This window comes from Streptomyces sp. SLBN-8D4 (assembly GCF_049739545.1).
In the GTDB taxonomy this organism is placed as follows: Bacteria; Actinomycetota; Actinomycetes; order Streptomycetales; family Streptomycetaceae; genus Streptomyces; species Streptomyces canus_C.
In genome coordinates this window covers 8,646,197-8,669,754 of record NZ_JBMGQC010000001.1, presented here as the reverse complement: position 1 = coordinate 8,669,754, position 23,558 = coordinate 8,646,197, and the positions used below count along the sequence as shown (strand labels likewise).

24 protein-coding genes are annotated in these 23,558 nt (G+C 68.8%); 21 read left to right on the top strand and 3 right to left on the bottom strand.

The window, feature by feature from the left end; genetic code table 11:
* Positions 1–26: 26 nt before the first annotated feature.
* Positions 27–1,343, top strand: a complete 1,317-nt coding sequence (locus RKD20_RS39330; protein ID WP_424881855.1) for a GAF domain-containing protein — start codon at positions 27–29, stop codon at positions 1,341–1,343.
* Positions 1,344–1,399: 56 nt separating this feature from the next.
* Entirely contained in the window at positions 1,400–2,923 is a 1,524-nt protein-coding gene (gene exaC, locus RKD20_RS39325; protein WP_424881854.1) for an acetaldehyde dehydrogenase ExaC, read from the top strand.
* Between the two features lie 160 nt (positions 2,924–3,083).
* Here the strand turns inward: exaC and RKD20_RS39320 are convergent, their stop codons facing one another.
* Entirely contained in the window at positions 3,084–4,475 is a 1,392-nt protein-coding gene (locus RKD20_RS39320; RefSeq protein ID WP_424881853.1) for a tyrosine-type recombinase/integrase, read from the bottom strand.
* A complete protein-coding gene (locus RKD20_RS39315; protein WP_079022982.1) occupies positions 4,466–4,663 on the bottom strand; it encodes a helix-turn-helix transcriptional regulator in 198 nt (65 codons plus the stop codon). The genes RKD20_RS39320 and RKD20_RS39315 overlap by 10 nt, the downstream gene beginning before the upstream one ends.
* Positions 4,664–5,663: 1,000 nt before the next feature.
* On the opposite strand from RKD20_RS39315, the gene cutA reads away from it, so the two are divergent.
* Positions 5,664–5,990 (top strand): divalent-cation tolerance protein CutA, encoded by a 327-nt coding sequence (gene cutA / locus RKD20_RS39310; RefSeq protein WP_053748156.1) that lies wholly within the window; start codon positions 5,664–5,666, stop codon positions 5,988–5,990.
* Between the two features lie 49 nt (positions 5,991–6,039).
* Here the strand turns inward: cutA and RKD20_RS39305 are convergent, their stop codons facing one another.
* Positions 6,040–7,284, bottom strand: a complete 1,245-nt coding sequence (locus tag RKD20_RS39305; RefSeq protein ID WP_424881852.1) for a helix-turn-helix domain-containing protein — start codon at positions 7,282–7,284, stop codon at positions 6,040–6,042.
* Positions 7,285–7,412: 128 nt separating this feature from the next.
* Here RKD20_RS39305 and RKD20_RS39300 point away from each other — a divergent pair, with 128 nt between their 5' ends.
* From RKD20_RS39300 to RKD20_RS39215, 18 genes are all read left to right on the top strand, one after another.
* Positions 7,413–7,931: an ATP-binding protein gene (locus RKD20_RS39300; RefSeq protein ID WP_424881851.1), complete on the top strand. Its 519-nt coding sequence runs from the start codon at positions 7,413–7,415 to the stop codon at positions 7,929–7,931.
* The gene (locus tag RKD20_RS39295) at positions 7,889–8,512 is read left to right on the top strand and encodes a hypothetical protein (protein WP_424881850.1); all 624 of its coding nucleotides are present in this window, start codon (positions 7,889–7,891) and stop codon (positions 8,510–8,512) included. The genes RKD20_RS39300 and RKD20_RS39295 overlap by 43 nt, the downstream gene beginning before the upstream one ends.
* Positions 8,513–8,642: 130 nt before the next feature.
* Positions 8,643–8,897: a hypothetical protein gene (locus RKD20_RS39290; RefSeq protein ID WP_329439231.1), complete on the top strand. Its 255-nt coding sequence runs from the start codon at positions 8,643–8,645 to the stop codon at positions 8,895–8,897.
* Entirely contained in the window at positions 8,894–9,499 is a 606-nt protein-coding gene (locus tag RKD20_RS39285; protein ID WP_424881849.1) for a class I SAM-dependent methyltransferase, read from the top strand. Before RKD20_RS39290 ends, RKD20_RS39285 begins: the two co-directional genes overlap by 4 nt.
* 358 nt (positions 9,500–9,857) lie before the next feature.
* Entirely contained in the window at positions 9,858–10,580 is a 723-nt protein-coding gene (locus tag RKD20_RS39280) for an HAD family hydrolase (protein WP_424881848.1), read from the top strand.
* The gene (locus RKD20_RS39275; protein WP_424881847.1) at positions 10,577–12,430 is read left to right on the top strand and encodes a hypothetical protein; all 1,854 of its coding nucleotides are present in this window, start codon (positions 10,577–10,579) and stop codon (positions 12,428–12,430) included. Before RKD20_RS39280 ends, RKD20_RS39275 begins: the two co-directional genes overlap by 4 nt.
* On the top strand, positions 12,427–13,377 hold the full coding sequence (locus tag RKD20_RS39270; protein WP_424881846.1) for a thymidylate synthase: 951 nt from the start codon (positions 12,427–12,429) through the stop codon (positions 13,375–13,377). The genes RKD20_RS39275 and RKD20_RS39270 overlap by 4 nt, the downstream gene beginning before the upstream one ends.
* An 8-nt stretch (positions 13,378–13,385) precedes the next feature.
* On the top strand, positions 13,386–15,104 hold the full coding sequence (locus tag RKD20_RS39265) for a carbamoyltransferase family protein (RefSeq protein ID WP_424881845.1): 1,719 nt from the start codon (positions 13,386–13,388) through the stop codon (positions 15,102–15,104).
* A complete protein-coding gene (locus tag RKD20_RS39260) occupies positions 15,101–16,153 on the top strand; it encodes a glycosyltransferase family protein (RefSeq protein ID WP_424881844.1) in 1,053 nt (350 codons plus the stop codon). The genes RKD20_RS39265 and RKD20_RS39260 overlap by 4 nt, the downstream gene beginning before the upstream one ends.
* A 96-nt stretch (positions 16,154–16,249) precedes the next feature.
* Entirely contained in the window at positions 16,250–16,762 is a 513-nt protein-coding gene (locus tag RKD20_RS39255; RefSeq protein ID WP_329295952.1) for a topology modulation protein, read from the top strand.
* 31 nt (positions 16,763–16,793) lie between these two features.
* Positions 16,794–17,639, top strand: coding sequence for a class I SAM-dependent methyltransferase (locus tag RKD20_RS39250; RefSeq protein ID WP_424881843.1), 846 nt, complete (start codon positions 16,794–16,796; stop codon positions 17,637–17,639).
* A complete protein-coding gene (locus RKD20_RS39245; protein WP_424881842.1) occupies positions 17,636–18,391 on the top strand; it encodes a phosphotransferase in 756 nt (251 codons plus the stop codon). Before RKD20_RS39250 ends, RKD20_RS39245 begins: the two co-directional genes overlap by 4 nt.
* Positions 18,388–19,044, top strand: coding sequence for a histidine phosphatase family protein (locus RKD20_RS39240; protein WP_358282789.1), 657 nt, complete (start codon positions 18,388–18,390; stop codon positions 19,042–19,044). Before RKD20_RS39245 ends, RKD20_RS39240 begins: the two co-directional genes overlap by 4 nt.
* Positions 19,041–19,877: an aminoglycoside phosphotransferase gene (locus RKD20_RS39235; protein ID WP_358282791.1), complete on the top strand. Its 837-nt coding sequence runs from the start codon at positions 19,041–19,043 to the stop codon at positions 19,875–19,877. Before RKD20_RS39240 ends, RKD20_RS39235 begins: the two co-directional genes overlap by 4 nt.
* A gap of 34 nt (positions 19,878–19,911) precedes the next feature.
* A complete protein-coding gene (locus RKD20_RS39230; protein WP_358282793.1) occupies positions 19,912–20,910 on the top strand; it encodes an NAD-dependent epimerase/dehydratase family protein in 999 nt (332 codons plus the stop codon).
* A 31-nt stretch (positions 20,911–20,941) separates the two neighbouring features.
* Entirely contained in the window at positions 20,942–22,063 is a 1,122-nt protein-coding gene (locus RKD20_RS39225; RefSeq protein WP_402138267.1) for an adenosylhomocysteinase, read from the top strand.
* A 5-nt stretch (positions 22,064–22,068) separates the two neighbouring features.
* A complete protein-coding gene (locus RKD20_RS39220) occupies positions 22,069–22,620 on the top strand; it encodes an NUDIX hydrolase (RefSeq protein ID WP_424881841.1) in 552 nt (183 codons plus the stop codon).
* Positions 22,621–22,654: 34 nt separating this feature from the next.
* Positions 22,655–23,458, top strand: coding sequence for a 3-deoxy-manno-octulosonate cytidylyltransferase (locus tag RKD20_RS39215; protein ID WP_424881840.1), 804 nt, complete (start codon positions 22,655–22,657; stop codon positions 23,456–23,458).
* Positions 23,459–23,558: the final 100 nt, after the last annotated feature.

Here is a 23,558-nt window from a genome sequence, read left to right as displayed (position 1 = left end):
TGTTTGCGCGCGCACCGGGAGTGACGATGTTCCCAGCCGCATCGCGTTCCGGGGAGGCCGAGTTGACCGATCCATGGGTGGCCCTGGAGCCGGGGGCCGACCTTGCCGAGCAGGTCAGGCTGCTGCGGCGCGCGCATGAGACGTTCACCGAGGCGGGCACGGTGCAGCGGCCGGTGCGCCCGGTGGTGGCCGACTCGTGGCGGCGTTCCGCGCGGGCCGGTGTCGGGCCCGACGGGACGGCGGACGTCGAACTCAGCGACGGTGACCTCGGCGCATACCGGGCCGAGCATCCGCTGGCGCGGGTCATGCCGCTGTTCCGCGAGCTGATGGGCACCTTCGCCTCCGACGGGGAGCATCTGCTCGCGGTGTGCGACGAGCACGGCAGGCTGCTGTGGGTCGAGGGCCACGCGAGGACCCGCCGGCAGGCCGAGTGGATGAACTTCGTGCCGGGTGCGCGGTGGGCGGAGACCGCCGTCGGGACGAACGCCCCGGGTACGGCGGTCGCGGTGGACCGTCCGGTGCAGGTGTTCGCGGCCGAGCACTTCATCCGTCGGGTGCAGCCGTGGACCTGCGCGGCGGCGCCCGTGCACGATCCGCGGACCGGGCGGGTGCTGGGGGCCGTGGACATCACCGGCGGGGACGGGCTCGCGCATCCGCACAGCCTGGGCTTCGTCCAGGCGGTCGCGCGGGCCGCCGAGTCCCAGCTGGCGCTGCTCCTCCCCCACCAGCCGGCCACCGACAGACCTGAGCTGAGCGCACTGGGCCGGGATGAGGCACTGCTGGTCGGCGGCGGCCGCAGGGTCAGGCTCAGCCGCCGGCACAGCGAGATCCTGGTGCTGCTGTCCCGGCATCCGGAGGGTCTGACCGGGGACGAGCTGTCGTGCGCGCTGTACGAGGACGAGTCGGTGACGCCGGTGACGCTGCGGGCCGAACTGGCGCGGCTGCGCCGGGTTCTGGGACCGGGGCTGCTGGCGTCGCGGCCGTACCGGCTGACCGTGCCGGTCGAGTCGGACGTGGCGGTCGTCGAACGGCGGCTGGAGAGCGGGGCGGTCGCGGCGGCGGCCACGGGGTACGCCGGTCCGCTGCTGCCGGCCTCGCAGGCTCCGGCGGTGGCGCGGCTCAGACGCCGGGTCGCGGACGGGCTGCGGACGGCGTTGATCGCCCGCCGGGATCCCGACCTGTTGGCGGACTGGGCACACGCTCCGTGGGGCGAGGACGACGTCGAGGTGTGGCGGGCGCTCGCGGCCGTACGGCCCACGGCGAGCGTCCGGGCAAGGCTGGCCGCGCTGGAGTCGGAGCTGACCGCGCCGACGGCAACGTGGTTGCAACGTCCGCGCTCCTAGCCTCACGCGCAGAGCCGCCCAACGGCGGGCGGCGCTGCTGAAGGAGGCTGGCCAGCATGACCCGTTACGCGGCACCCGGCACCGAGGGCGCGATCGTCTCCTACCAGGCGCGCTACGACCACTTCATCGGCGGCGAGTACGTGCCGCCGGCGCGCGGCCAGTACTTCGAGAACCCGTCCCCGGTGAACGGGCAGCCCTTCACCGAGGTCGCCCGGGGCACCGCGGAGGACGTGGAGCGGGCACTGGACGCCGCGCACGCCGCCGCCCCGGGCTGGGGCCGGACCTCGGTGACCGAGCGGTCCGACATCCTGCTGAAGATCGCCGACCGCATGGAGGCGAACCTGGAGCGGCTGGCCGTCGCGGAGAGCTGGGAGAACGGCAAACCGGTGCGCGAGACGCTGGCGGCCGACATCCCCCTGGCCATCGACCACTTCCGGTACTTCGCGGGGGCGATCCGCGCGCAGGAGGGTTCGCTCGGCGAGCTCGACGACGACACGGTGGCGTACCACTTCCATGAGCCGCTCGGTGTCGTCGCGCAGATCATCCCGTGGAACTTCCCGATCCTGATGGCGGTGTGGAAGCTGGCCCCGGCCCTCGCGGCGGGCAACGCGGTCGTCATCAAGCCCGCCGAGCAGACCCCGGCCTCCCTCCACTACTGGATGAGCCTGATCGCGGATCTGCTGCCGCCGGGCGTGGTGAACATCGTCAACGGCTTCGGGGTGGAGGCGGGAAAGCCGCTCGCGTCCAGCCCGCGGGTGGCCAAGGTGGCGTTCACCGGCGAGACCACCACGGGGCGGCTGATCATGCAGTACGCCTCGGAGAACATCAAGCCGGTCACCCTCGAACTCGGCGGCAAGTCGCCCAACATCTTCTTCGACGACGTCTGGGCACGGGACGACGACTTCCGCGACAAGGCGCTCGAAGGATTCACGATGTTCGCCCTCAACCAGGGCGAGGTCTGCACCTGCCCGTCCCGGGCTCTCATCCAGCGCGGCACCTACGCCGAGTTCCTCCAGGCGGCCGTCGCCCGCACCGAGCTCATCAAGCCGGGCCATCCCCTCGACACCGACACGATGATCGGCGCCCAGGCCTCCAACGACCAGCTGGAGAAGATCCTCTCCTACCTGGACGTCGGCCGGCAGGAGGGCGCGAAGGTCCTCACCGGTGGTGAACGCATCGAGTACGACGGCGAGTTGAAGGGCGGCTACTACGTCCAGCCGACGATCTTCGAGGGCGACAACCGCATGCGGATCTTCCAGGAGGAGATCTTCGGCCCCGTCGTCTCGGTGACGTCGTTCGACGACTTCGACGACGCCCTGAAGATCGCCAACGACACGCTGTACGGCCTCGGGGCGGGCGTGTGGACCCGGGACATGAACACGGCGTACCGGGCAGGCCGGGCGATCCAGGCGGGCCGCGTCTGGACCAACTGCTACCACGCGTACCCGGCGCACGCCGCGTTCGGCGGGTACAAGCAGTCGGGGATCGGGAGGGAGACGCACAAGATGATGCTTGAGCACTACCAGCAGACGAAGAACCTTCTGGTGTCGTACTCGCCGAAGAAACTGGGCTTCTTCTAGACGCCAAAAAAGGGCGTCTGACCAGGCATTTCACCTGTCAGGCACCCTTCCCGGCGCGCATCTAAGCCACGGGGTGAAGTGCAGAGTAACTCCCGATATGTCCCACTGCTATCCCACCTCTGACCAGCTGTTCCGGGGCATTTCCGGGCCAAGGCCCGGTTCATGCGTCCTCTGCACTGCCGTCCTGCCCCTCCCACCTTCGCATCGACTCCTCGATCAGGCTGTTGGCATGGTTCCGCGCCTCGGCCAGAAACTTGGCGTAGTAGCGGAAGAGAACCTGGATGCTTTGTCCGGCGCGGCGCGCACACTCTGCCGGGTCGACACCGGAGGCAAGCCAGAATGAGATTCCTGCGTGGCGCAGGTCGTAGGGGCGTTTCGCAAGCTCAAGGGCGTGTTCATCGAGAGTCAGTGTGGCCTCACGCGCACGTCCCCATGTGATGCCGTACGCGGAAGGATCGACGTAGTTTCCCGCTGCATTGCGGAACAGACGTCCATCGGGCGCGACACCGAAACTCTCTATGTGCTCGCGCAGCATGCGCACCAGCACAGGCGGGATGGGCACCGGCCTCGTCGCCTTGGCCGCCCGTCGCTTCAGTGAGTGGACCTCGTGAACGGCACCGTCATTCGTCCACTCCTTCCCCGCCGTGACCACCCCGCCCTTCAGGTTGAGGAGCCCCCATCCGCTCGCTGGGAGTCGGCACTGAGACTTCTGCAAGTGAATAACCTCAGCAGGACGCATCGCGGCGTAGTACATACACCCGAAAAAGGCGTACAGGTGTGGGCCTCGACCGGGCAGCGCCCTGACCGCAGCAAGCAGGCGGCCCACCTGCGCCGGATTGGGCACGCAGTCCGGATCGACTTCGTCGGCAACTTCCGGCGCAGACCACCGCAAGCCGCTCAGCGGGTTCTGGGTGAAGTACCCACGTTCCACTGCGGCCCCGAACACCTCGTTGACGGCAGCTTTCTTGCGCTTCACCGTCTTCGCTGCAGCGGCTGCCCCATCAACCTTGCGGCACAGAGCGTCGAGTCCCCGGCGCAGAACATCGGGCTCCGCCAACTCGCTCACGGGCAGCGAATGGCGCTGCAGCCAATCCAGTGCTGCCTGCCACTCCTCGGGCGGATCCTCCCTCCAGGCTTTTTTGTTGAAAGCCCATGAATACAGTGCCCTCCGCAGTTCATGAGGTGCCCGGGACATGTGCTCTGGCTCGACGAAGGCTGGAGTGATGGTCGCGAGAGCGTCGGCAAGCGTTCGACGTGTGTTTCCCGGCGTACGGTCCCAACGCTGCTCGATGTACTCCTGCGCCAGGACATACCAGGTGGTGCGCTGTTTCAGGGCCCGGAGCTCGGAGGCCGGCAGGCCCGTCCTTGTGTCGAACGGCTCGCCGTCGCGCGCGGCAGTCACGAGTTTGGAACGTCGGCTCTCCGCAAGCCCCTTCGTGAGAAAGGACTCGGATTTCTCCCGCCCATTGACCGTCCATCGAACCTCGAACCCCTTGCGACGGTCTGGCCGCTCACGTGTGTCCCAAAATCGAACTCTGTAACTCATCGCCATTCAGGCGTATCCCTCTCACACGCTTCCCACCACGCGTCTAGATCGACGCGGCGGCAGCGGAGTTCACCATTCGGAAGTTTGATCATTCGGGGTGCTTGACCGCGAGCGCGCAAGCGGTAAAACGCTGACGCGCTCATTCGGATTTCCGCTAGGACCTCGGCGAGTTTGAGCGCAGGAGGGCGAGCCATTTTTCCCCTGAAGATTTGAACGAGTCACCAGACGCTGGGCGGCGCAACAGAGCTAACTCAGTTGAGCGTTGGCATGGAAGTTCACCGCATCCGCACAGCTCCACCGCCAAGCGCAGCCGCTGCGAACTCCTCAATGGTCGCGACGATCGCCGGTTTGGCTAACCGGCGATCGTGGTCTATGTTGCGTGCCGCATCGCCAGAGTCCGGATGCTCCCGCGCTGGCCTCAGCTAGGAAGCCAACCGGTATGAGCGCAGTGCGGGGGTCGCGCCGTCCGGGACGATTACCAGCAGACCCTCATCAGTGAGTCTGTCAAGATTTCGCGCTGCGACATGCTCAGGAGCCCTAATGGCCGGGGCCACGTGCCAAGTTGCAGATCCGGGGTGCGTTGCTCGGTCGCGGCGATGGCTGCGTTGCAGTAGATCCTCGCCGAACAGTCCGGCCGCAAAGACGCAAACTCCCAGCCCAGTGGACACGGTGCCGTAGTCACCGGCCATGCCCGGACCAAGCGCTCAGTGCGCCGAACGCGAAGAGGACAGGGGAAGGGAAGCGGGCGGAACAAATAGCGGAATCCGACAGACCAACCTCCTAGCAAGGGACGACGCCAGAAGAAGCCCGGTGTGGGCGGTACTTCTGACCTGGTGTTTTCCGGGACGTTGTACGTTGACATGCTCCCGGCGGAGGTTTCCAGTCCTTTGGAGTTCTTTCTTGTCTGCCGTCGGCGAATGCATGCCGACAGCTGCGTGGAGCCCTTCTGTCACGGGGGCGTTGAGGCGCAAGACATGCCGGCGCCTTCGTCATGAAGTCGCTGCCCGTGTCTCGTCGACAAGAGGACCTTCACCGAGCTGGCGAAAGGGACGCGCCACCCTGGAAGACTGGCTGCCGACTCACTGATCCAGGCCGGTGGGTGAGTCCCTCCCATCTTGACCGGTAGCCACCGACTGTCGGCGTGCGCTGAACGGCTGGGTAGGGTCGCGGTACCCGAGCTGGAGAGGTAGTTGCATGGCCCACGAGATTGTGATCGCGCAGACGACCAGTGACAACGAGGATCAGGCGAAGGCGCTGGCTCGGGGTGCGGTCGAGAGCAAGCTGGCAGCGGGCGTTCACATCGATGCGCCTATCACCGCCTTCTACTGGTGGAAGGGGAAGGTCGAGACGGCGCAGGAGTGGCGGATCTCGTACATGACTTCAACGGACCGTCTCCCGGCACTGGAGGCGTGGCTGCACGAGAAGCATCCGTATGACGTCCCCCAGTGGGTCACGCTGCCCGTGACCGGAGGATCGGAGGCGTACCTGTCCTGGGTGGTCGAGGAGACTCACCCGCAGTAGGGCACGCCACCCGGCGTCTCACCGTCACCGAGCCTGCTCGCCGGATGGCTCACGACGCGAACGCCAGCAAGTGGCCGGCCAGTTCGCGCTCCGTGTCGGGGAGCCGGGCAGCGATGCTCTGCGCTCGCTGACGTCCCATGGTGTTCGGCTTTGACTCCGCTGCTGCGGCGAACTGGCGCGCGACGTAGACCCCACGGTCTACGTCGCCGCCGTGCAGAAGTGCCGACGCCAGGTCACCGAGGACCACCACTCCAGAGTCAGGCAGTTCCTCACCGAGACGCTCGACCGCGGAGTCGGCTGTGACCGTCAGTTCTTGGCGCTTGAGTTCGCCATATACCGAAAGCGCCAGTGAGTCCATCCGGTACGGCGTCACGAAGCGGACCCACGCTTGCTCGTTCGTGTGATCCGCGAAGTCATACGCGAATCTCGCCTGCTCCAAGGCCCGGAGAGCGCCGGCTTCGTCAGCTGATTGAGCCGCTTCCTCCGCGTACCGTCCCAATGCCCACGCCGCAGCGGTCGCGTTGCCATGCCCCCGCACATCCTGAGCCGCCTGTGACAGCATCTCCAGCGCCTTACCCGGGGTAGCGGCACCGTAGCTCGCGTAGCCAAGCGCCAGGGCGCGCAAGGGCGGGTGCCCGGCCTCCTTCGCGCACTCCGAGGTCACCCGGTAATAGGCAGCAGCCTTATCGTGTTCCCCCAGGTCCCAGGCGACCCATCCGGCAAGGGCCGCGGTTTCCCCCGCCGCGATGGTCAGCGCTCGCTCGTGGCCGCCAGCGCGCGGAAGGGCCGCCGTGATCGCGTCGAGGTGAGACTCGACCCGGTTCTGCAAACTGCGTGCGCTTTCACTCAGCTCGTCCACGTGCAACTCGGCCGCGTGATCGATGAGCACCGACGCGGACTCGGGGTCGATCCTGGCTCCCTTGCTGAGCGCGTAGGCGAGTCGGCCCCAAGGCTCGGCAGCGGCAGCGGCGCCGACGACGGCGCCTCCCAGCAGCGTTCGGCGCTTCACGTCGTCCAGGTCCTCCCCTTCAGCGTCGCCCTTCTTCCTCCGCCTGCCTCGGGCGGCCTTGGCCTCCCGCAGGAGCGGCTCCAATGGGACACCGCAGGCCACAGCGATGTGCCCAAGTGTGTGGTTCGTAGGGACGTTCTCACCGTTCTCGTACCGACTGACCTCTCGGCGGGTCACCGTCGCCCGGCCCGAGGCGGCGTTGATCGCATCCGCCTGCTCATCCTGCGATCGGTCCGCGTTACGGCGCAGCTGACGGAGTAGTTCGGCGAACGGATCTGCTGCCATGAGTGTGACCTCTATCGGTGGGGAATCCAATCCTGGCCCCAACTCCCCCCTCGTTTTCCCCCCTTGACAAAGTTTTCCCCCTCAGGTTTCCCCTGTTCCGGATCGCGACGCCACGGTGCGATGGGCACATGACCACGCACCGGGCAGCAACACCTCCCCAACATGGGATGACTGACGGCGGGCCCACCGCCGCCAGCAGCGCGCCGGCCGTGTCTCCGCTGGCATCCCGTGCCTTCGAGATGGTCATGGCGTCGGCGAGTATTCACGTCGCTCAAGCACGAGGCACTACAGCGGCCGTGCTGAGGCAGTGGGCCCTGCCGGACGCCCCGGCAGAAGACGCCCAGCTTGTCGTCTCAGAGCTGGTGACCAACGCGATCAGTCACGGCTCTGGGGCTGTGGGTCTGCGGGTGCGGTACGGCAACCACCAGCTCCGGATCGAGGTCACCGACGGAAGCACCACCTCGGCCAAGCGCCGACGCGCAGGTGCCAACGACCTGGGCGGGCGAGGGCTGCTCCTAGTCGCACGCCTGTCACATCGGTGGGGCGTGGCCGACAGCGGCCGGACTACATATGCGGTCATTCCCACTCTTACGGAGGCACCCCCATGTCGCCGCACGACGCAACCAACGTTGGATCCGACGTGTTGAGCCCCGTGGCCGACCGTGGTCTGGGTCTGGCGGTGCAGTCATCCGGTAGCTGGCCGAATACTGGCGATGACCGGATCCGGGGGCGGCACAGCGGTCCCGACCCGTTGGAGCGCCAGTCGCACAATGGGCAGCTCCGTAAGCTCCGCCAGCACTTCCATCGAGAGGCTGTCGGAAAACGCGGCCGTCAAAGCAGCGACCGGCTTCGCGTCCTGGCGTACAGCTTGGTGCCGAGTCCGGGGGCCAGCCCCGACGAGGACTGGAACACCCTCCATGCCGAGGCGGAGCAGCACGGCTACGCGATAGGAGCAAGGCTCCACGATGTTGCCGTACCCGTGCCCACAACGTACTTCCCCGGTTCGCGCACGGGCCGGAGCGTCTACACGCCCCCCTGGCAGCGCCCTGGATGGAGGGAAGTCGAGCGACAGATCCGAGGCGGATTCGCAGAGGGTGTGATCGTTCTCGACCGGCACAACATCAGCTCCAGCGACGACGAGTACCACGCCGTGATCAAGCATCTGGGCGAGCGGTACCAGGCGTTCGTGCACCTCGTGATTCCCGAGGAGCCTACTGCGCCGACTTGAAGGCGTCCGCTGCGCTGGATGGACAAGAAGGGCTGGGGCTGGAGACAGATCAGCGCCCAGGTCCTCCTCATCGCCACCGTGTTCGCCGTGCTCGCCATCACCTACGACTTCACCTGATCAGGGGGCCGTCATGACATTCGAGGGACACACCGACCGGGCACCGCGGCTCCTGCCGCACCGCGAGCAGGGCGAGGCCCTCCTCGCCATCCAGGAGGCCGCCCCAGAACTGCCCAGCGAGGCCGGGATCGATCTCTTCGCCGTCCCCGCCGGCGAGGTGCAGGGTGGCGGCTTCGACCTCTCCCGCTTCCACCGGCTCTCCCGCCTGCCGACTTCGGGGAACGGGGCGGCCTCGGCTTCGACTGATGTCCCGCAGGACGCAGCATGAAGTCGCTGTTGCATCGCCTCAGTCCCGACCAGTGGGATGACTGGTACAGCCAGGGTCGGGCCATAGACCGCCTCGTGACCGACGCCGAGGTCGACCGCTTTCTCCAGCACGTCAACCCGCACGCCGGGGCATCCGTACTCGACGTCGGCTGCGGCATCGGCAGCTTCAGCCGACAGCTTTCCCGTTGGGGTTATGACGTGCTGGGCCTGGACTTCTCGCCTGTCGCGATCCGGGCCGCGCATCGGCAAGGCGTCAACGGTCGGCTGCACTACGGTGTGCACGATTTCGACGCGGGGGCAATCCCGCCTCGACTGCAGCCCGGCTCGCTCGACCTCATCGTTTGCCGCAACATCCTGCCGTTCATCGACCACCCCCGTTTCATGGTCGACGCACGCCGTTGGTTGCGCCCTGGCGGGCAGTTGTACGTCCTTGTTCGTGTCTGGTCCGAGCGCGGGGGCGAACCGGCCGAGAGGCCCTGGCAGCGCGGCTTCACCGAGGAACAAGTGCAGGACCTCCAGAACGGCTGGGCCGAACAGAACCGCTGTTGGCTCGGCAGACACACCGCGCTGTTCCTGTCCAACCCGCGCAACCGGACCTTGTGACCGCCGGCATTTCCTTACCTCAAGTCGAGCCAGTGAGGGGGAAAGGCCGCTGCCGGTCGAGTGGATGAGTGAACCGTGAGTGATCCGATTTCATCGTCCCGTCACGGTGCCTTACAGCGGCTTCCTCGATCCGGTCGGTATCCGACGTGTGCTCGCCCGCCTCGCCCGCAACCGTCGCCCACACGGTCCGGCAGAGGAGTGCGAGTCGCCCCGCGTCACCACCCACCCACGAGCCTCAATGCGCCGTTCGAGAAGGCCGGCGGGCCCAGCCAGTACCCCGAGTGTGAACTCGACCCGGTCTCGGACCTCTGAGTCGCGCCGCCTGCTGCCAATAGCCACCCTGATGAGGAGAACGAGCATGACCGTTCCCGCCCCGATTACGACACCGGCTCCGGCCGCATCCGAGATCACAGCTGGCGAGAGACAGCACGCTGGCCGCGCGCAGCGTGCGCTTCTTCTCGACCTCGACGGCGTCCTGCTCGACACCCGCCCGGTGATGCAGAAGGCGTGGCGGAAGGTACAGGAGGCCCACGGCATCACCCTTCCGTTCACCGACTACGAGCGTCACCTGGGACGCGAGTTCGGCGACATCATGCATCGGCTAGGCGTCGCCGACGTCGACGCAGTCCGCCGGACGTACGAGACGGAATCCGTCGCCGTCGCACACCTCGCACACGAATTCACCGGCGTTGTCGAAGTGCTCCATGCCTTCGTGGCCGCCGGCTGGTGGCTGGGTGTGGTGACGTCGAAGCACATCAACCGTACCGCCCCGCTCCTCGCGCACCTCGGATGCCCCTTCGCCACCGTCCGCACCTCCGCTGGGCCGGGCCGGGCGAAGCCGGCTCCCGACCCGATCCTCCTGGCGTTGGTCGACCTCGGAGTCGACCCCGCCGCGGCTGTCTACGTGGGGGACATGGCGGTCGACCAGGAATCGGCGGCCCGCGCCGGTGTCGCCTACGTCCATGCCGGGTGGGGATACGGGCAGCCCACCTCGCCCGCACCCAAGATCGTCGCCTCGCCGGAGGAACTGCTCCAACTGCTTACCTCCGCCTCTCCGTTCGTCGAGGGGAGCCTGGTGTGAGCACCCGTGCGACCGGCGGTCTGGGCTTGGCCCGCTCCGACTTCGCCGGCCAGCCCCGATGGGCTCTCGTCGGCAGCGGCGCCCTGGACCACGCGAAGGCCGACCACATCCGGATCCGGGAACTGGAGACCATCCCGGTCGACCGGCAGGAACTGCGCGCCCTCGTCGAGGACGTCATGGACGCCTTGGAACCATACGGATCCTCGCGCGCCTCCACACCGGGCGGCGTTGGCTGGCTCCACGTCCAGCACGTTCCCGTTCGGCGCTTCGTGACCGAGATCCTGCGCAAGCTGCTGGCCCTGGACGCCTGGGAGCCGTTCGCGACGGCTCCGGGGCCCCTGTCCCTCGCCCCGTACGAGGGGCTCGTCGGGCTTCGTACCAGCAGCTCGCGGGAGTACCTCGCGTACACCGTGACGTGGTCCGGCATCGCCTATTTGCTCGGGGCAGCGGCTCCGCACAACCCGGCCCGCTCCGCCCAGTTACGCAACCGCTCCCGTTCCAGCACGGCGAACACGGAGCCGAGCCCGCTCCCTGCGGGCCTGCAGCAGCGAGACGTCGTAGCGCTGTCGTGGACCTCTCGGCATGCGGCCACCCTGATGCCGGTTCTCGCCGAACTGGAGCGCGATGGACGGACGAACCTGCTGCTCGACCTCGCCACCGATCCTGCGGAGCGGTGCTCCGCGCCGGCGGCGTCGGGCATCGACCTGCGCTCGGCGCCGAGCGACCTCTTCACCCTCTCCGGCGCTGCCGAGGGCCTGCATCTGCCCGACGACGAGCACATCGTCCGCGTCAAGGGTTTTTGCCTCCAACTCGCGCGTCTCGTACGGCTCTTGTCCGTACTCCTCGAAACCAGCGGCGGGTGCACTCAGCCGTCATGGCGGACACTCCTCCGCGCAGAGAGCTGGCTCGACGGTGTTCTGTTCGCGACCCGGCCGCACACCGTCCTCCTGAGCAACGACACCAGCCCGCTGGGCGCACTGGCCGCGCACGCGGCCGAGCGTCACGGCGCGAACACGGTCCACGTCCAGCACGGAGCGTGGACGGCAGAGTCGGTCGCCTGGCCGGCACTTCACAGCCGCGACATCGTCGTCATGGGCGAACGGGACCTCCCCCTGGCCCGAGCGTGGGTCCGCCACCCCGCGGGCGAGGTGCACGTGTTGGGACAGCCTCGCTTCGACGCGCTGGCCGCCCTCAGCCGTGAAGCACAGCGGCGGTACCTGGAGAAGGTGCTGGCTCCGGGCAACCGCCGCGCCCCTGCCCGGATCGCGGTGTGGGCCTGCCAGCCGTTCAGCCCCGGTCACCTCAAGACCCAGGCGGACCTCCTCCTGGACGGCTTGAGTGCGGCGGACGGCGACTGGGGTCTCATCATCGCTCCGCACCCGGCGCAGGGCGCCGATGCCTTCGCCACGTTGCTGAAGCAGGAGGGAGGGCCGCTGGTGGCCGTGGCCGACCCGCGGGTCGGCGCGCGGGGCTGCCTTGCCGGGGCCGACGCTCTGGCGAGTGCGTACTCGACGTGCGGGATCGAGGCCGCGCTGCTCGACGTCCCGGTCCTCGAAATCGGCACGCCGGGCGAACGCACGCTGAACCTATCCGGCCACGGCCTGGCGACCCGGTGCCACAACGCCGTTGACGTCGCCGAAGCGCTCTCCGCACTGCTTGAACCGGGCACGCCCGTTCCGAAGACGGCCATGGACGCGGTGTGCCGGTGGCGCGGCGACAGCGCGGCCCAGGTCGCTCGCCTCATCACCCAGCGCGCCGAAGCCAGCGCCAGATCATCCGACCACGTCCACCACGATGCCTTCGGCGCGACCTCTGCGTCGCCCCAGGGCGAAGGAGTTCCTGCCCGATGACACACCTCACCGCCGACAGCATGGCCGAGCTGTTCTCCGGCGCCATCACGCTGGCCAAGTCCGGCGAGAAGGTCAGCCCCCGGGGCATGGCCACGCGGGAAGTCCGTGACGTCCACCTGCTGCTCACCCAGCCGCGCGCCCGCCTGCTCTACGCTCCCCCGGCCCGGATCGTGAACCCGGCCTTCGCGGTCGCCGAGACCGTCTGGCACCTCTCCGGCTCCGACGACCCGTGGATCTTCGACTACAACGCGCGACTGCGGCAGTACGCCGACGACGGCGTACTGCTCGGCGCGTACGGGCCCAGGATGCGGAACTGGGGCGGCAAGGTGGACCAGCTGGCCCGTGTCGTGGAGATCCTCAAGGAGGACCCCGAATCCCGGCGGGCCCTGATCCAGCTCTACGACCCGGCCCAGGACGCCGCAGGGCACAAGGACGTGCCCTGCACCCTCGGCTTCCGCTTCCACCTGCGCGACGGCCGTCTGCACATGGCGACCATGATGCGCGGCCAGGACGTGTGGATCGGCATGCCGTACGACGTGTTCTTCTACACCGTGCTGCACGAGCTGGTCGCCGGGTGGCTCGACGCGGAGCTGGGCGAATTCCACCTACACGTCGGCTCGCTGCACATCTACGACGAGCACGTCGAGCAGGCCGAGCTGCTGACCTCGCTCACGGCGAGCCCGCTCATGCCCGAGCTGCGAACGCCGTGGACCGGCTTCGACGCCCTGCTCGACCAAGTCGAGGCCCGCGACGTGACCGGCCACCCCGGCTGGGACACGATGGCCGAGACGCTGCGCAGCTACCGGCTGTGGAAGGACGGTGAGCGCGAGCAGGCATGGCGGGCGGCCGACAAGATCGACGGTCCCCTCGGCCAGGCCGTCACCGCCTGGTACGGAGAACTGAAGCGGCGCTCGACCAAGCCCGCCGCGACGGCCGGGGCGAGGTGACCGCCGCCATGATGCGCACGCCTTCGGTCGTCCTCGGCCTGTGCTCGTACACCCACGACTCGTCGGCTGCCCTCCTCGTGGACGGCGAACTGGTCGGCTTCGTGGAGGAGGAGCGCCTCTCCGAGCGGAAGCACACCAAGCTCTACCCGTCCCGGGCCATCGAGTGGCTGCTCGGCCAGGCCAAACTCACCGCCGCCGAAGTGGACGCCGTCGCCTACAACTTCCAGCCCGCCCGCTACCTCGCCGAGTCGCCCGCCGCCCTACGCCTGGCGCTCTCCCCGGCGACACGCGAGCGAAGCCTGGCCCGAGCGCACGGGTTCGCCAAAGTGGCCGTGCGCACCCAACGGCGCCTGCGCATCCTCGGCCGGCAGTTCCCCTCTGCCCGCGTCGCGCCGATCCTGCACCACCGCGCCCACCAGCTCACCGCCTTCGCCGCCTCGGGCTGGGACGAAGCCGCCGTACTGGTGGTCGACAGTCTCGGCGAGCGGCAGACCACCACTATCGCCCGCGGCTACGGCGCACATCGCCCCGGCACACAGACCCTGGAAGCGATCAACGACCCGGCCTCCCTGGGGTACGTGTACGGCGCCGTCACTGAGCACCTGGGCTGGCGCCGGGGCGACGAGGAAGGCACCGTCATGGCGCTGGCCGCCCTTGGCGACCCCGCCCGCTTCCGCCACCTGTTCGCCCAGGCGGTCCGCACGACGGCTACGGGCTTCCGCATCAATGCCGGCTACTTCCCCACGCGCACCCTCACGTCGGGGTACCCGAGGACATCCCGGCAGTTCGTCGTCGAGACCTGCCCCGAACGGCACCCGAGCGAACAGCTCACGGACCTCCACCGGGACCTGGCGGCTGCCCTCCAGGAGCGGACCGAGCAGGTGATGGTGCACCTGGCCCGCCGCGCTCGCGTGCTCACCGGCTCCCGACGCCTGTGCGTGGGAGGCGGTGTCGCCACGAACTGCGTGAGCATCGGGAAGATCATCGAGGCCGGCATCTTCGACGAGGTCTTCGTGCCGCCCGCGCCCGGTGACGCCGGTACCGCGATCGGCGCCGCCCTCGCCGTACATGTCGACGGACGCAGCCCCCGCCCTCTGGCCGGCGTCGCCCGCAGCTGCTACCTCGGCCCCTCCTACGAGGACCAGCCCCTCGACCTCACGCCCTGGCCCGGCCTTCGCCAGAAGACCCTGGGCATCGAAACTGCCGAGTTCCTCGCCGACCAGCTGGCCCACGGCACGATCGTCGGCCTGTTCCAGGGGGCCGTCGAAGCCGGGCCGCGCGCCCTCGGCAATCGGTCGATCCTCGCTTCCCCACTGGAGCCCGGCGTCGTCGAGCGCCTGAACGCCACCGTGAAGTTCCGCGAACCCTTCCGGCCCTTCGCCCCCATGGTCCTGGCCGAGCGCGCCGGCGAGTTCTTCACGCTCGGGCAGCAGGCGCCGTACATGTCCATGGCCTCTGGCGTGACGGACAAGACGCGCGAGCGCGTGCCAGCTATCGTGCACGCCAACGGCACCTCCCGCCTGCAGACCGTCACCAGGTCGCAGAACCCGTTCATGTACGCGGTCCTGACCGCCTTCGGCCGCCGTACCGGCGTGCCCGTGCTGATCAACACCTCCCTCAACGTCAAGGGAAAGCCGATTTGCGGGACGCCCGAGATGGCGTTGGACTGCCTGGCCAACTCCGGACTCGACGCCCTGCTCCTCGAAGGGCGGTGGATCACCAAGTGAGGATCGGATACAGCTTCTGGGGCTTCCTCGGCAACGGCGTCACCGACACCCCGGACGGGGGACGCAGCCACCGGCGCCCCTTCATCGACGCCCTCATCGCCCGCGGCCACGACATCGTCTTCCTGCAGGCCGACCGCGACCGCCTCGAAGCCGGCGACGACCTCGGCGGCGCGTACACCTTCGACGACGGCACCCCGGGCATCGACGTCCTGTTCCTGGAATGGCGCTGGGCGATCACCGGCCGCAACACCACGGTCTGCGGGACCGAGGGGCACACCTGCGACCTGCACCGCCAGGCCCAACTCATCAACCACTACACCGTGCGGCACCGGACGCCCACCGTGATCTGGGACAAGGACCGCACCTTGCGGGCCGAGAGCGTGTGGCGGCATACCGCCCACACCCTCGTCTGCGAGGCCGCCCTCGCGCCGACCCTGGGCGCGCGCTCCCTCCTCTTCCCCATCGCCGACCACCTCATCGCCCAGGCAGACCCCGCCACCCTCGCCGCGCGACCGCGGGACCTCGCGCTCGGCTACGTGGGCAACCAGTACGACCGCGACGAGCCCTTTGACCGCTTCTTCGCCCCGGCCGCCGCCCGGGTCGAGCACCTGGTCGCCGGGAAGTGGACAAAGACCGATCGCTGGCCGGACGTCCACTTCGTCGGCCGAATCTCCTTCGAAGCCGCCGCCGACGTCTACGGCCGATCTCTGGCCACGGTCCTCATGCTGCCCGAGCGGTACGCCGCCGTCGGGCAGATGACACAGCGCATCTTCGAGGCCGTGCTCGCCGGGTGCCTGCCCTTAGTCCCGGCGGACGTCCGCTTCGCGGACCGGTTCGTACCGGAGGAGCTGATCGTGCGCTCCGGCCGAGACGTCATCGAACGGCTGTCATACCTCCGCGAGATCGCCGGCACCCAGCAGCACGCCGACCTGATCGCGGCGTGCGTGGACCGCCTGCGCCTGTTCGGCCTGAACAAGCAGGTCGACAACCTCGAATCCGCACTGCACGGGCTCGTCCAGACCACGGCGACCGAGCTGGGAGCTGCTTGATGGAGTCCGCTCGACAGGCCCTGCCGCCTGGATCATCCGAACGTGTCCGGGGGGATGGCTCCGCCGCACACTCGAACCTCTCTACGCTGGAGCACCATGAAAAAGGTCGCCATCGTCGGCTGCGGAGGCAGCGGCAAATCCCACGTGGCCCGCGAACTGGGCAGGATCCTCGACGCCCCGGTGACGCACCTGGACGCCGCGTTCTACGACGACGAGTGGAACGCGCTGCCCATGGACAAGTTCACCGAGGTGCAGCGCGAGCTGGTCGCGAAGCCGCGGTGGGTTATCGACGGCAACTACAACTCGACGCTGCCGGTGCGGCTCGAAGCCTGCGACACGGTGATCCTGATGGACGTGTCGACCGTGGCAGCGCTGTATGGGATCTTCTCCCGGCAGATCCGGCACGGGGCAGGGCACAAGGGCAACGGCGTACACAACCGCATCCACTGGGGCGTGATCAAGTACGTCGCCACGTACCGCCGCAAGATGCGACCCCGGGTCATGGCGAAGATCGAGGAGTACGCCGCCGGCCGAGCCGACGTGGTCCTGCTGGCCAACCGGCGCCAGACGCGCCGCTGGCTGCGGAAGGTGGCCGCCGAGCAGTCCTGAACGGCCCGCGCCCCCGGAGCGGGGGTGCGGCATGAACGAGCCCAACCCGTTCCTGGACCCCGCCCGCCAGCAGGAGCTGTACGGGCACGCCTCCCGGCTGGCCGGACGGACCAGCGCCCTGATGGGCGCGAAGACGTCCGGCCGCCCCGTGCCCGAGACGATCGTCAGCTTGGTGCAGGCCCACCACGCGCATCCGTACCGCCTCGGCATGGTGCTCGACATCGGTTGCGGTCGCGGCACGAGCACCCTGGCCATCGTCGAGCAGCTGAGGCCCCGGCGCATCATCGGACTGGATGCCGCCCCCGCCCTGCTCGTCCAGGCCCGCGCACGCTCCGAGGAACTGCCCGACACCGTGGCGGAATTCGTCGAAGGGGACTTCCACGACCTCTCGCTGCCCGCCGGGTCGTGCGATGTCGCCGTCGCCGCGTTCTGCCTCTACCACTCGCCGCGGCCCAACGACGTCATCGCGCAGATCGCGAAAGTTCTGGCCCCCGGGGGCCTGGCCGTACTCGTCACAAAGGGACTCGACAGCTACCGGGAGATGGACCAGCTGGTCGCTGCGGCCGGCCTCGATGCGCGGGCCGAGAAGCACGAGAGCCTCTACACCGCCGCGCACAGCGGCAACCTCGCCGCCCTGGCCACCTCCTCGCTCGAGGTGATCGCCACCCTGGACGAGGAGCACGCCTTCACCTTCGACGGCCACGACCACCTCGCGCAGTACCTCGCCACCAACCCCAAGTACGACCTTGCGCCCGGCCTGTACGGGAAGCCCGGGGCCCTGGCAGCGACCTTGCACGAATTCCTTCCGGACCAGCCGCTGACCACTCGGTCCCTCATCACCTTCGTCGTCGCGCAGGCGAAGGAGGAGCCGGCATGACCCTCCCACCGTTCACCAAGCACTACGAGACACCGGAGCGCGCGGCGAGAGCTGTCCGCCACTACCGATGGATCAAAGAGCACGCGAAGCCGCTGCGGCAGCCGGCCCTTCACGAGATCGGACCGGCCAGTCTGGCGTTCGAGCGGGTCGAGGGCCGCTCCGTACGCCCCGACGACCTGCCGCGCATGGCGGAACTGCTGGGCCGCGCGCACGGTGCCGCATGGCACAGCGACCTGCAGTCGGCATCGCTGGGCACTCCGCACCACTTCAACGACGGAACGCCGTTCGACGACTACCTCGGCCCGCGGGAGATCGCGCTCCGGCGACGCTACGAGCAGGGCTACCTGCCGAACAAGGTGGCCCTGTACGCGATGCTCGGCCTGTTGGAGGAGACCGCGCAGGGACCGCTCGCCTTCTACAAGGACAGCAACCCCCGGAACTTCATCATCACCGCGACCGGGGACATCGTCACCGTCGACACCGACGACCTGTCCCTAGCCCCGATGGGATACGACCTCGCGAAGCTCATCGCGACACTCCACCTGACGTACGGACCACTCACGGGCCAAGCGGTCAACGCCGCCCTGTTCGCGTACAACACGGCGGCCGGATGCTACGGCTCTCAGCTCGACGCAACAAACCGCGGACGCCTCGACGACTTCCTGGCCCTGCACGCCGTCCTGACCGCCCCGTACGTCGGGCGCAATGGCTACCGCTGGCCGCTCCGCTCCCACCTCCGAGGAACCCCATGATCACTACCGAACTCGTCTTCGTACGGCACGGCCAGGCCCAGTGCAACGCCGACGGCCTCGTCGGGGGCCCGCGCACCTGCACCGGACTGACCAACCTCGGGTACGCCCAGGCCGAACAGGCCGCGCGCCGCTTGGCCACCGAGCACCTGAAGAGGTCCTTCGACATGGTCTACGCGGGCCCGCGGATTCGCCTCGTCCAGACCGGCGAGATCATCGCCCAGACGCTCCAGATCCCGCTGCACTTCGACGACCGGCTCGACGGCCCCGTGCACGGCGATGCCGACGGCAAACCTTGGGATGCGGTGAAGACAGCCGCCAACGGCGGCCCGCATGCGCACCCCGACACTCCCTGGGCCCCTGGCTCCGACACCTGGAACGGGTACCTGAAGCGCGCCAGCAAGAACCTGAGTCAGCTCATCGAGGAGAACGAGGGGAAGCGCGTCGTGTTCGCCGCCCACGGAGAGACGGTGATCACCGCGCACACCCTGCTCCTGGACATCCCCATCGGCTCGCCGGCGGGCTTCACGCACAACCACGCCTCCATCACCCGCTGGCAGCACCACCGCAACCGCCTGGGCCAGACCCGCTGGATGCTCGATCGGCACAACGACACCGAGCACCTCAGTCTCCTCACACCGGAGCCGACCCCGTGATCGCCACATCGGACGACCCCCGGATCCAACTGGCGCACGATCTCCTCGGCGCCGTCGAGATCGCGCCGGACCCCCTGCTCCCTCCCCGGGTCGTGCGCGTGGTGGCCGACGACGGGCAGCACTTCGTCGCCAAACAGCACGCCGAGCCCGACCGATACGCGAGGGAACTCCACGCCTACCGGACATGGGGCACCCACCTGACCGGCCACGCGCCGGAGCTGGTCGGCCGTGACGACGCCACCCGCACCCTTCTGCTGACCGCGCTCGCAGGCGATCGGGCGGACACCGCGGCCCCGGGCTCGCCCGAGGAGGAACTGGCCCATCACGAGGCCGGCCACGTCCTCGGCAAGCTCCACCGGGCAACCGCCATGCCCCAGGGCGGCGCCGTCGGCGCCGCGCTCGCCGAGCGCCTCCAGAGCTGGATCGACCGGGCCGCTCGCGTCGGCCTCATCGACACGGCCGAGCGGAACCTGCTGAAGCACCACGCGACCATCCTGGGCAACAGCCTCATGGACAGCGCGATCTGCCACCTCGACTACCAGCCGCGCAACTGGCTGATCGGCGATGCCTTCGGCATCTGCGACTTCGAGCACATGCGACGCGACGCCCGCGTCCGCGACTTCGCCCGGCTCGAATTCCGCCGCTGGCAGGCCGCGCCCCACCTGCGAACCGCCTTCCTCGACGGGTACGGCCGCCCGCTGACCGACACCGAGCGGCGCCTTCTGGAGTCCTTTGGCGCCATCGAGGCGACCACCGCCCTGGTCAAGGGCCACAAAGAGAACGACCTCGCCCTGAGCGCGCACGGCCGAACCGTCCTGTCCCGCCTCACCTGACTTCCTCCCTTCGATCACCTTCCTGGAGATTCCCGTGCCGCAGCACGAGCAGCACCCGACCACCGCCGCCCCGCGCCGGGCTGTGGTGACCGGCTCCGCCGGATTCATCGGCTCCCACCTCGCACACGCCCTCGTACAGGCCGGCACCACCGTCATCGGCGTTGACCGCCGCGACCCCTCCTCCGACGCCACGACCATCGCCAACCTCGCCTCCCTGCGCGGTATCCCGGGGTACCACCACATCACCGCCGACCTCCTCAACTGCGCGATCGACCCACTCCTGATCGACGCAGACGCGGTCTTCCACCTCGCCGGCATTCCCGGCGTACGGCCCTCCTGGGGGCCCCAGTTCAGCGACTACCTCGCGTCTAACGTGCTGGCCACCCACCGGGTCCTGGAAGCCTGCACCCGCATCGGCGTCCCGCGACTGGTCGTTGCGTCCTCCTCCAGCGTCTACGGGCCGACCGACGGCGGCGCGAGTGTCGAGGCCGACCGTCCGAAGCCGGCCTCCCCGTACGCCGTGACCAAACTGGCCGAGGAACAGCTCTGCCTCGCCTACGCCGAGCGCCCCGCCGGTCCCAGCGTCGTCGCCCTGCGGTACTTCACCGTCTACGGCCCCCGCCAGCGCACCGACATGTTCACCCACCGCGCCCTGCAAGCCGCTCTGACCGGACAGCCGCTTCGCCTGTACGGAGACGGTCACCAGCGACGCGACTTCACCTACATCGATGACGTGGTCGCCGCCACGATCGCCGCCGCGACCGTGCCGACAGCGCAGGGCGCGATCAACGTGGGCGGCGGGTCGAACGCGTCCCTGCTGGAAGTGATCAACATCGCGACCAGCCTCACCGGCCGCGACATCCAGCTCCAGCAGGACCACGCGCGCAGCGGTGACGTCCTCCTCACCCGCGCCGACCCCAGCCGTGCCCGAGAGGTCCTCGGCTGGCAGCCGCGAGTCGACCTCCACAACGGGCTGCGCGCTCACATGCAGGCTCTGGCCGCCCAGGTCCCCAACTACAGCCGAGCCGCATAGCCCCGCGACCTGGAGCCCCAGAGGAGACACAATGGAAAGTCCCGAGCGAGCGCGGCTGGACGCCTTCTTCCGGCAGATCACCGCGCAGTTCCCCGCCGGCGAGGCGATCACGACGCTGGTCATCACGCATCTGCTCCCCGAGCGGCCGGCGTTCCTGCGCGCCATGACCGCAGTGTCCACGGTCGGCGCCGTACTGCCCAAGCCCCGGTCGATCCACCAGCCGACCCTCGACGACCTCCGCCGCACCCTCCCGGTCCACGACCTCACCCGGGAACGGTTCACCGACGAGGTCCAGGCTCTGGACTACCTGGAGGACACGGCCGGCGGCCGGGACGTCGTCCTGGTCGACATCGGCGGCTACTTCGCCGCAAGCCTCGACACACTCGTGGTTAAGTTCTCCGGCCGCATCCTCGGCATCGTCGAGGACACCGAGAACGGACACCAGCGGTACGCCGCCCTCGACAAACTGCCGTGCCCGGTCGTCTCGGTGGCCCGCTCCCCGCTCAAGGACTGCGAAGACCACCTCGTCGGCCGCTCGATCGTGTTCTCCACCGAAGCCCTCGTCCGCGCCCGCGGGGACATCCTCACCAGCCGCAACGCCTGCGTCATCGGCTTCGGCAAGATCGGCCGCGCCATCGCCCAGACCCTGCGCGCCCAGGACCTGCGCGTCACCGTGTACGACAGCGATCCGGTCAAGCGAGTTCAGGCGCACTCCCTCGGCTTCCGCACCAGCACCTCCACCGCCGAGGCCGTAAGCGACGCGGAACTCGTCCTGTGCGCCACCGGCAACCTCGCCCTGCGGCAGGGCGACTTCGCCGCCCTGCGCAATGGCGCCTACCTCGGATCGGTGACCTCATCCGAGGACGAGCTCGAACTCGGCAGCCTCGACGAGCTCTACCAGCGCACCCCAGTCAGCGCTCAGCTGACGCGATACGAGGTCACCGGCCACTACTTCTACGTTCTCGCCGACGGAGGTGCCGTCAACTTCGTGCACGGCGCTGCCGTCGGCGCGTACATCCATCTCGTCCAGGCCGAGATACTCGCCGCCACCGCCGCGCTCAGCCGCACCCGCTTCCAGCCCGGACTGCACGAGATGCCGGCGGCCGACCGCGACGCCATCGCCAGAACCTGGCTCCACCACTTCGAAAGGTGACCCCAGTGCCTCCCTCCGTCGACCACATCCGCTCCGTCGCCGAGGCGTACCTCGCCCGCCACTCGGACGAACGCGACTCCCTCACCCTGCTGTTCGCCGCGCTCGCCGCCGCAGATGACCCCACGAACCGCAAAACGTTCCCCGCCCACGTGACATGCAGCGCCATCGTCATCAACGGCGCCCGGCACGTGCTGCACATCGTGCACAAGGCGTCCGGGAAACTGCTGGCGCCCGGCGGCCACAACGAACCGGATGACCGGCACCTGCGCGACGCCGCCCTGCGCGAACTGCACGAGGAGGCAGGCATTCCGCGCAGCGCCGTCGTTTCCCTCTCCGGCTTCGAGGACGTTCCCCTCGACATCGACGTGCACACCATCGACGCGAACCCCTCGAAGGACGAGCCGGCCCACCACCACGTGGACTTCCGCTGGGTCTTCCTTCTCGGCGCAGGGCACGCGGTGACCCTCCAGGAAGAGGAGGTCGACGGCTACGAATGGCGGCCGTTCACGAGCGCCGCCTCGCCCACCGTCCGCTCCAAGCTCGCCCTGCTGCCCTGAAGGCCCGCCCCTACCCGACCACCAGGAGGACGCCGTGGCCGCCACCACAGCTCTAACTCCCGGCGCCACACCGCGTCGGCACATCGCCGTCATACCCTGCCGTTGGGGCGCTTCGCGCTTTCCCGGTAAACCGTTGGCTCGCCTCGGCGACAAGCCGCTGCTCTGGCACGTCCACCAGCGCTGCCTGGAGGCCAAACGTCTCGACGGAGCCATCGTGGCAACCGACGACGAACGCATCGAAGCGGCGTGCCGCCAGCTGGGCATCGAGTGCATCCGTACCGGAGAGCACCTCACCGGCACCGACCGCGTCGCGGAGGTCGCCGGGCGCCTGCCGGCCGAGGCGTACATCAACGTCCAGGGCGACGAGCCGTTCATCTCGCCGGCCGCCATCGACGCCATCTCCGAGGCCCTGGAGTGCCTGCCACCGGGCGCGTTCGCCGTGAACGCGTACACCGAACTGGTGGACGTCGGCGCCGTCCTGGACCACAACGTCATCAAGGTCGTTGTCTCGGCCCAAGGCGAGGCCCTGATGTTCTCGCGCCAGCCCATTCCCTATCCGAAGGGCGACCGACCGAAGTACCTCCGCCAACTGGGCCTCTACGGCTTCACCGGCCCAGCTCTCCGACGCTTCCTACAGCTCCAGCAAGGGCCCCTGGAGCGCGCCGAGGGAGTGGAGATGCTGCGCTTCGTCGAACACGGCCACGCCGTGCAGATGGTCCCTGTCCTGGACGACGGCGTAGCGGTGGACACCCCTGAGGATCTAGCGCGAGCCGAGAGCCTCCTCGCCCAGTACGCATGCCTAACCGCTGGCACCACGGGGCGGCCTGTCGGCCCTTGAGGTGAGAACGACTTCCTTCCGCCGCAGGAACTGACGGCCGCACAGCAGGACATCCTTCGGGACTCCACTGGCCAAGACCAACCCGCCCCGGGAAACGTGA

Coding starts and splice junctions, on each gene's coding strand:
- RKD20_RS39330 (WP_424881855.1), top strand. CDS start 27: ATGTTCCCAGCCGCATCGCGTTCCGGGGAGGCCGAGTTGACCGATCCA.
- exaC (WP_424881854.1), top strand. CDS start 1,400: ATGACCCGTTACGCGGCACCCGGCACCGAGGGCGCGATCGTCTCCTAC.
- RKD20_RS39320 (WP_424881853.1), bottom strand. CDS start 4,475: ATGGCGATGAGTTACAGAGTTCGATTTTGGGACACACGTGAGCGGCCA.
- RKD20_RS39315 (WP_079022982.1), bottom strand. CDS start 4,663: ATGGCTCGCCCTCCTGCGCTCAAACTCGCCGAGGTCCTAGCGGAAATC.
- cutA (WP_053748156.1), top strand. CDS start 5,664: ATGGCCCACGAGATTGTGATCGCGCAGACGACCAGTGACAACGAGGAT.
- RKD20_RS39305 (WP_424881852.1), bottom strand. CDS start 7,284: ATGGCAGCAGATCCGTTCGCCGAACTACTCCGTCAGCTGCGCCGTAAC.
- RKD20_RS39300 (WP_424881851.1), top strand. CDS start 7,413: ATGACCACGCACCGGGCAGCAACACCTCCCCAACATGGGATGACTGAC.
- RKD20_RS39295 (WP_424881850.1), top strand. CDS start 7,889: ATGTCGCCGCACGACGCAACCAACGTTGGATCCGACGTGTTGAGCCCC.
- RKD20_RS39290 (WP_329439231.1), top strand. CDS start 8,643: ATGACATTCGAGGGACACACCGACCGGGCACCGCGGCTCCTGCCGCAC.
- RKD20_RS39285 (WP_424881849.1), top strand. CDS start 8,894: ATGAAGTCGCTGTTGCATCGCCTCAGTCCCGACCAGTGGGATGACTGG.
- RKD20_RS39280 (WP_424881848.1), top strand. CDS start 9,858: ATGACCGTTCCCGCCCCGATTACGACACCGGCTCCGGCCGCATCCGAG.
- RKD20_RS39270 (WP_424881846.1), top strand. CDS start 12,427: ATGACACACCTCACCGCCGACAGCATGGCCGAGCTGTTCTCCGGCGCC.
- RKD20_RS39265 (WP_424881845.1), top strand. CDS start 13,386: ATGATGCGCACGCCTTCGGTCGTCCTCGGCCTGTGCTCGTACACCCAC.
- RKD20_RS39255 (WP_329295952.1), top strand. CDS start 16,250: ATGAAAAAGGTCGCCATCGTCGGCTGCGGAGGCAGCGGCAAATCCCAC.
- RKD20_RS39250 (WP_424881843.1), top strand. CDS start 16,794: ATGAACGAGCCCAACCCGTTCCTGGACCCCGCCCGCCAGCAGGAGCTG.
- RKD20_RS39245 (WP_424881842.1), top strand. CDS start 17,636: ATGACCCTCCCACCGTTCACCAAGCACTACGAGACACCGGAGCGCGCG.
- RKD20_RS39240 (WP_358282789.1), top strand. CDS start 18,388: ATGATCACTACCGAACTCGTCTTCGTACGGCACGGCCAGGCCCAGTGC.
- RKD20_RS39225 (WP_402138267.1), top strand. CDS start 20,942: ATGGAAAGTCCCGAGCGAGCGCGGCTGGACGCCTTCTTCCGGCAGATC.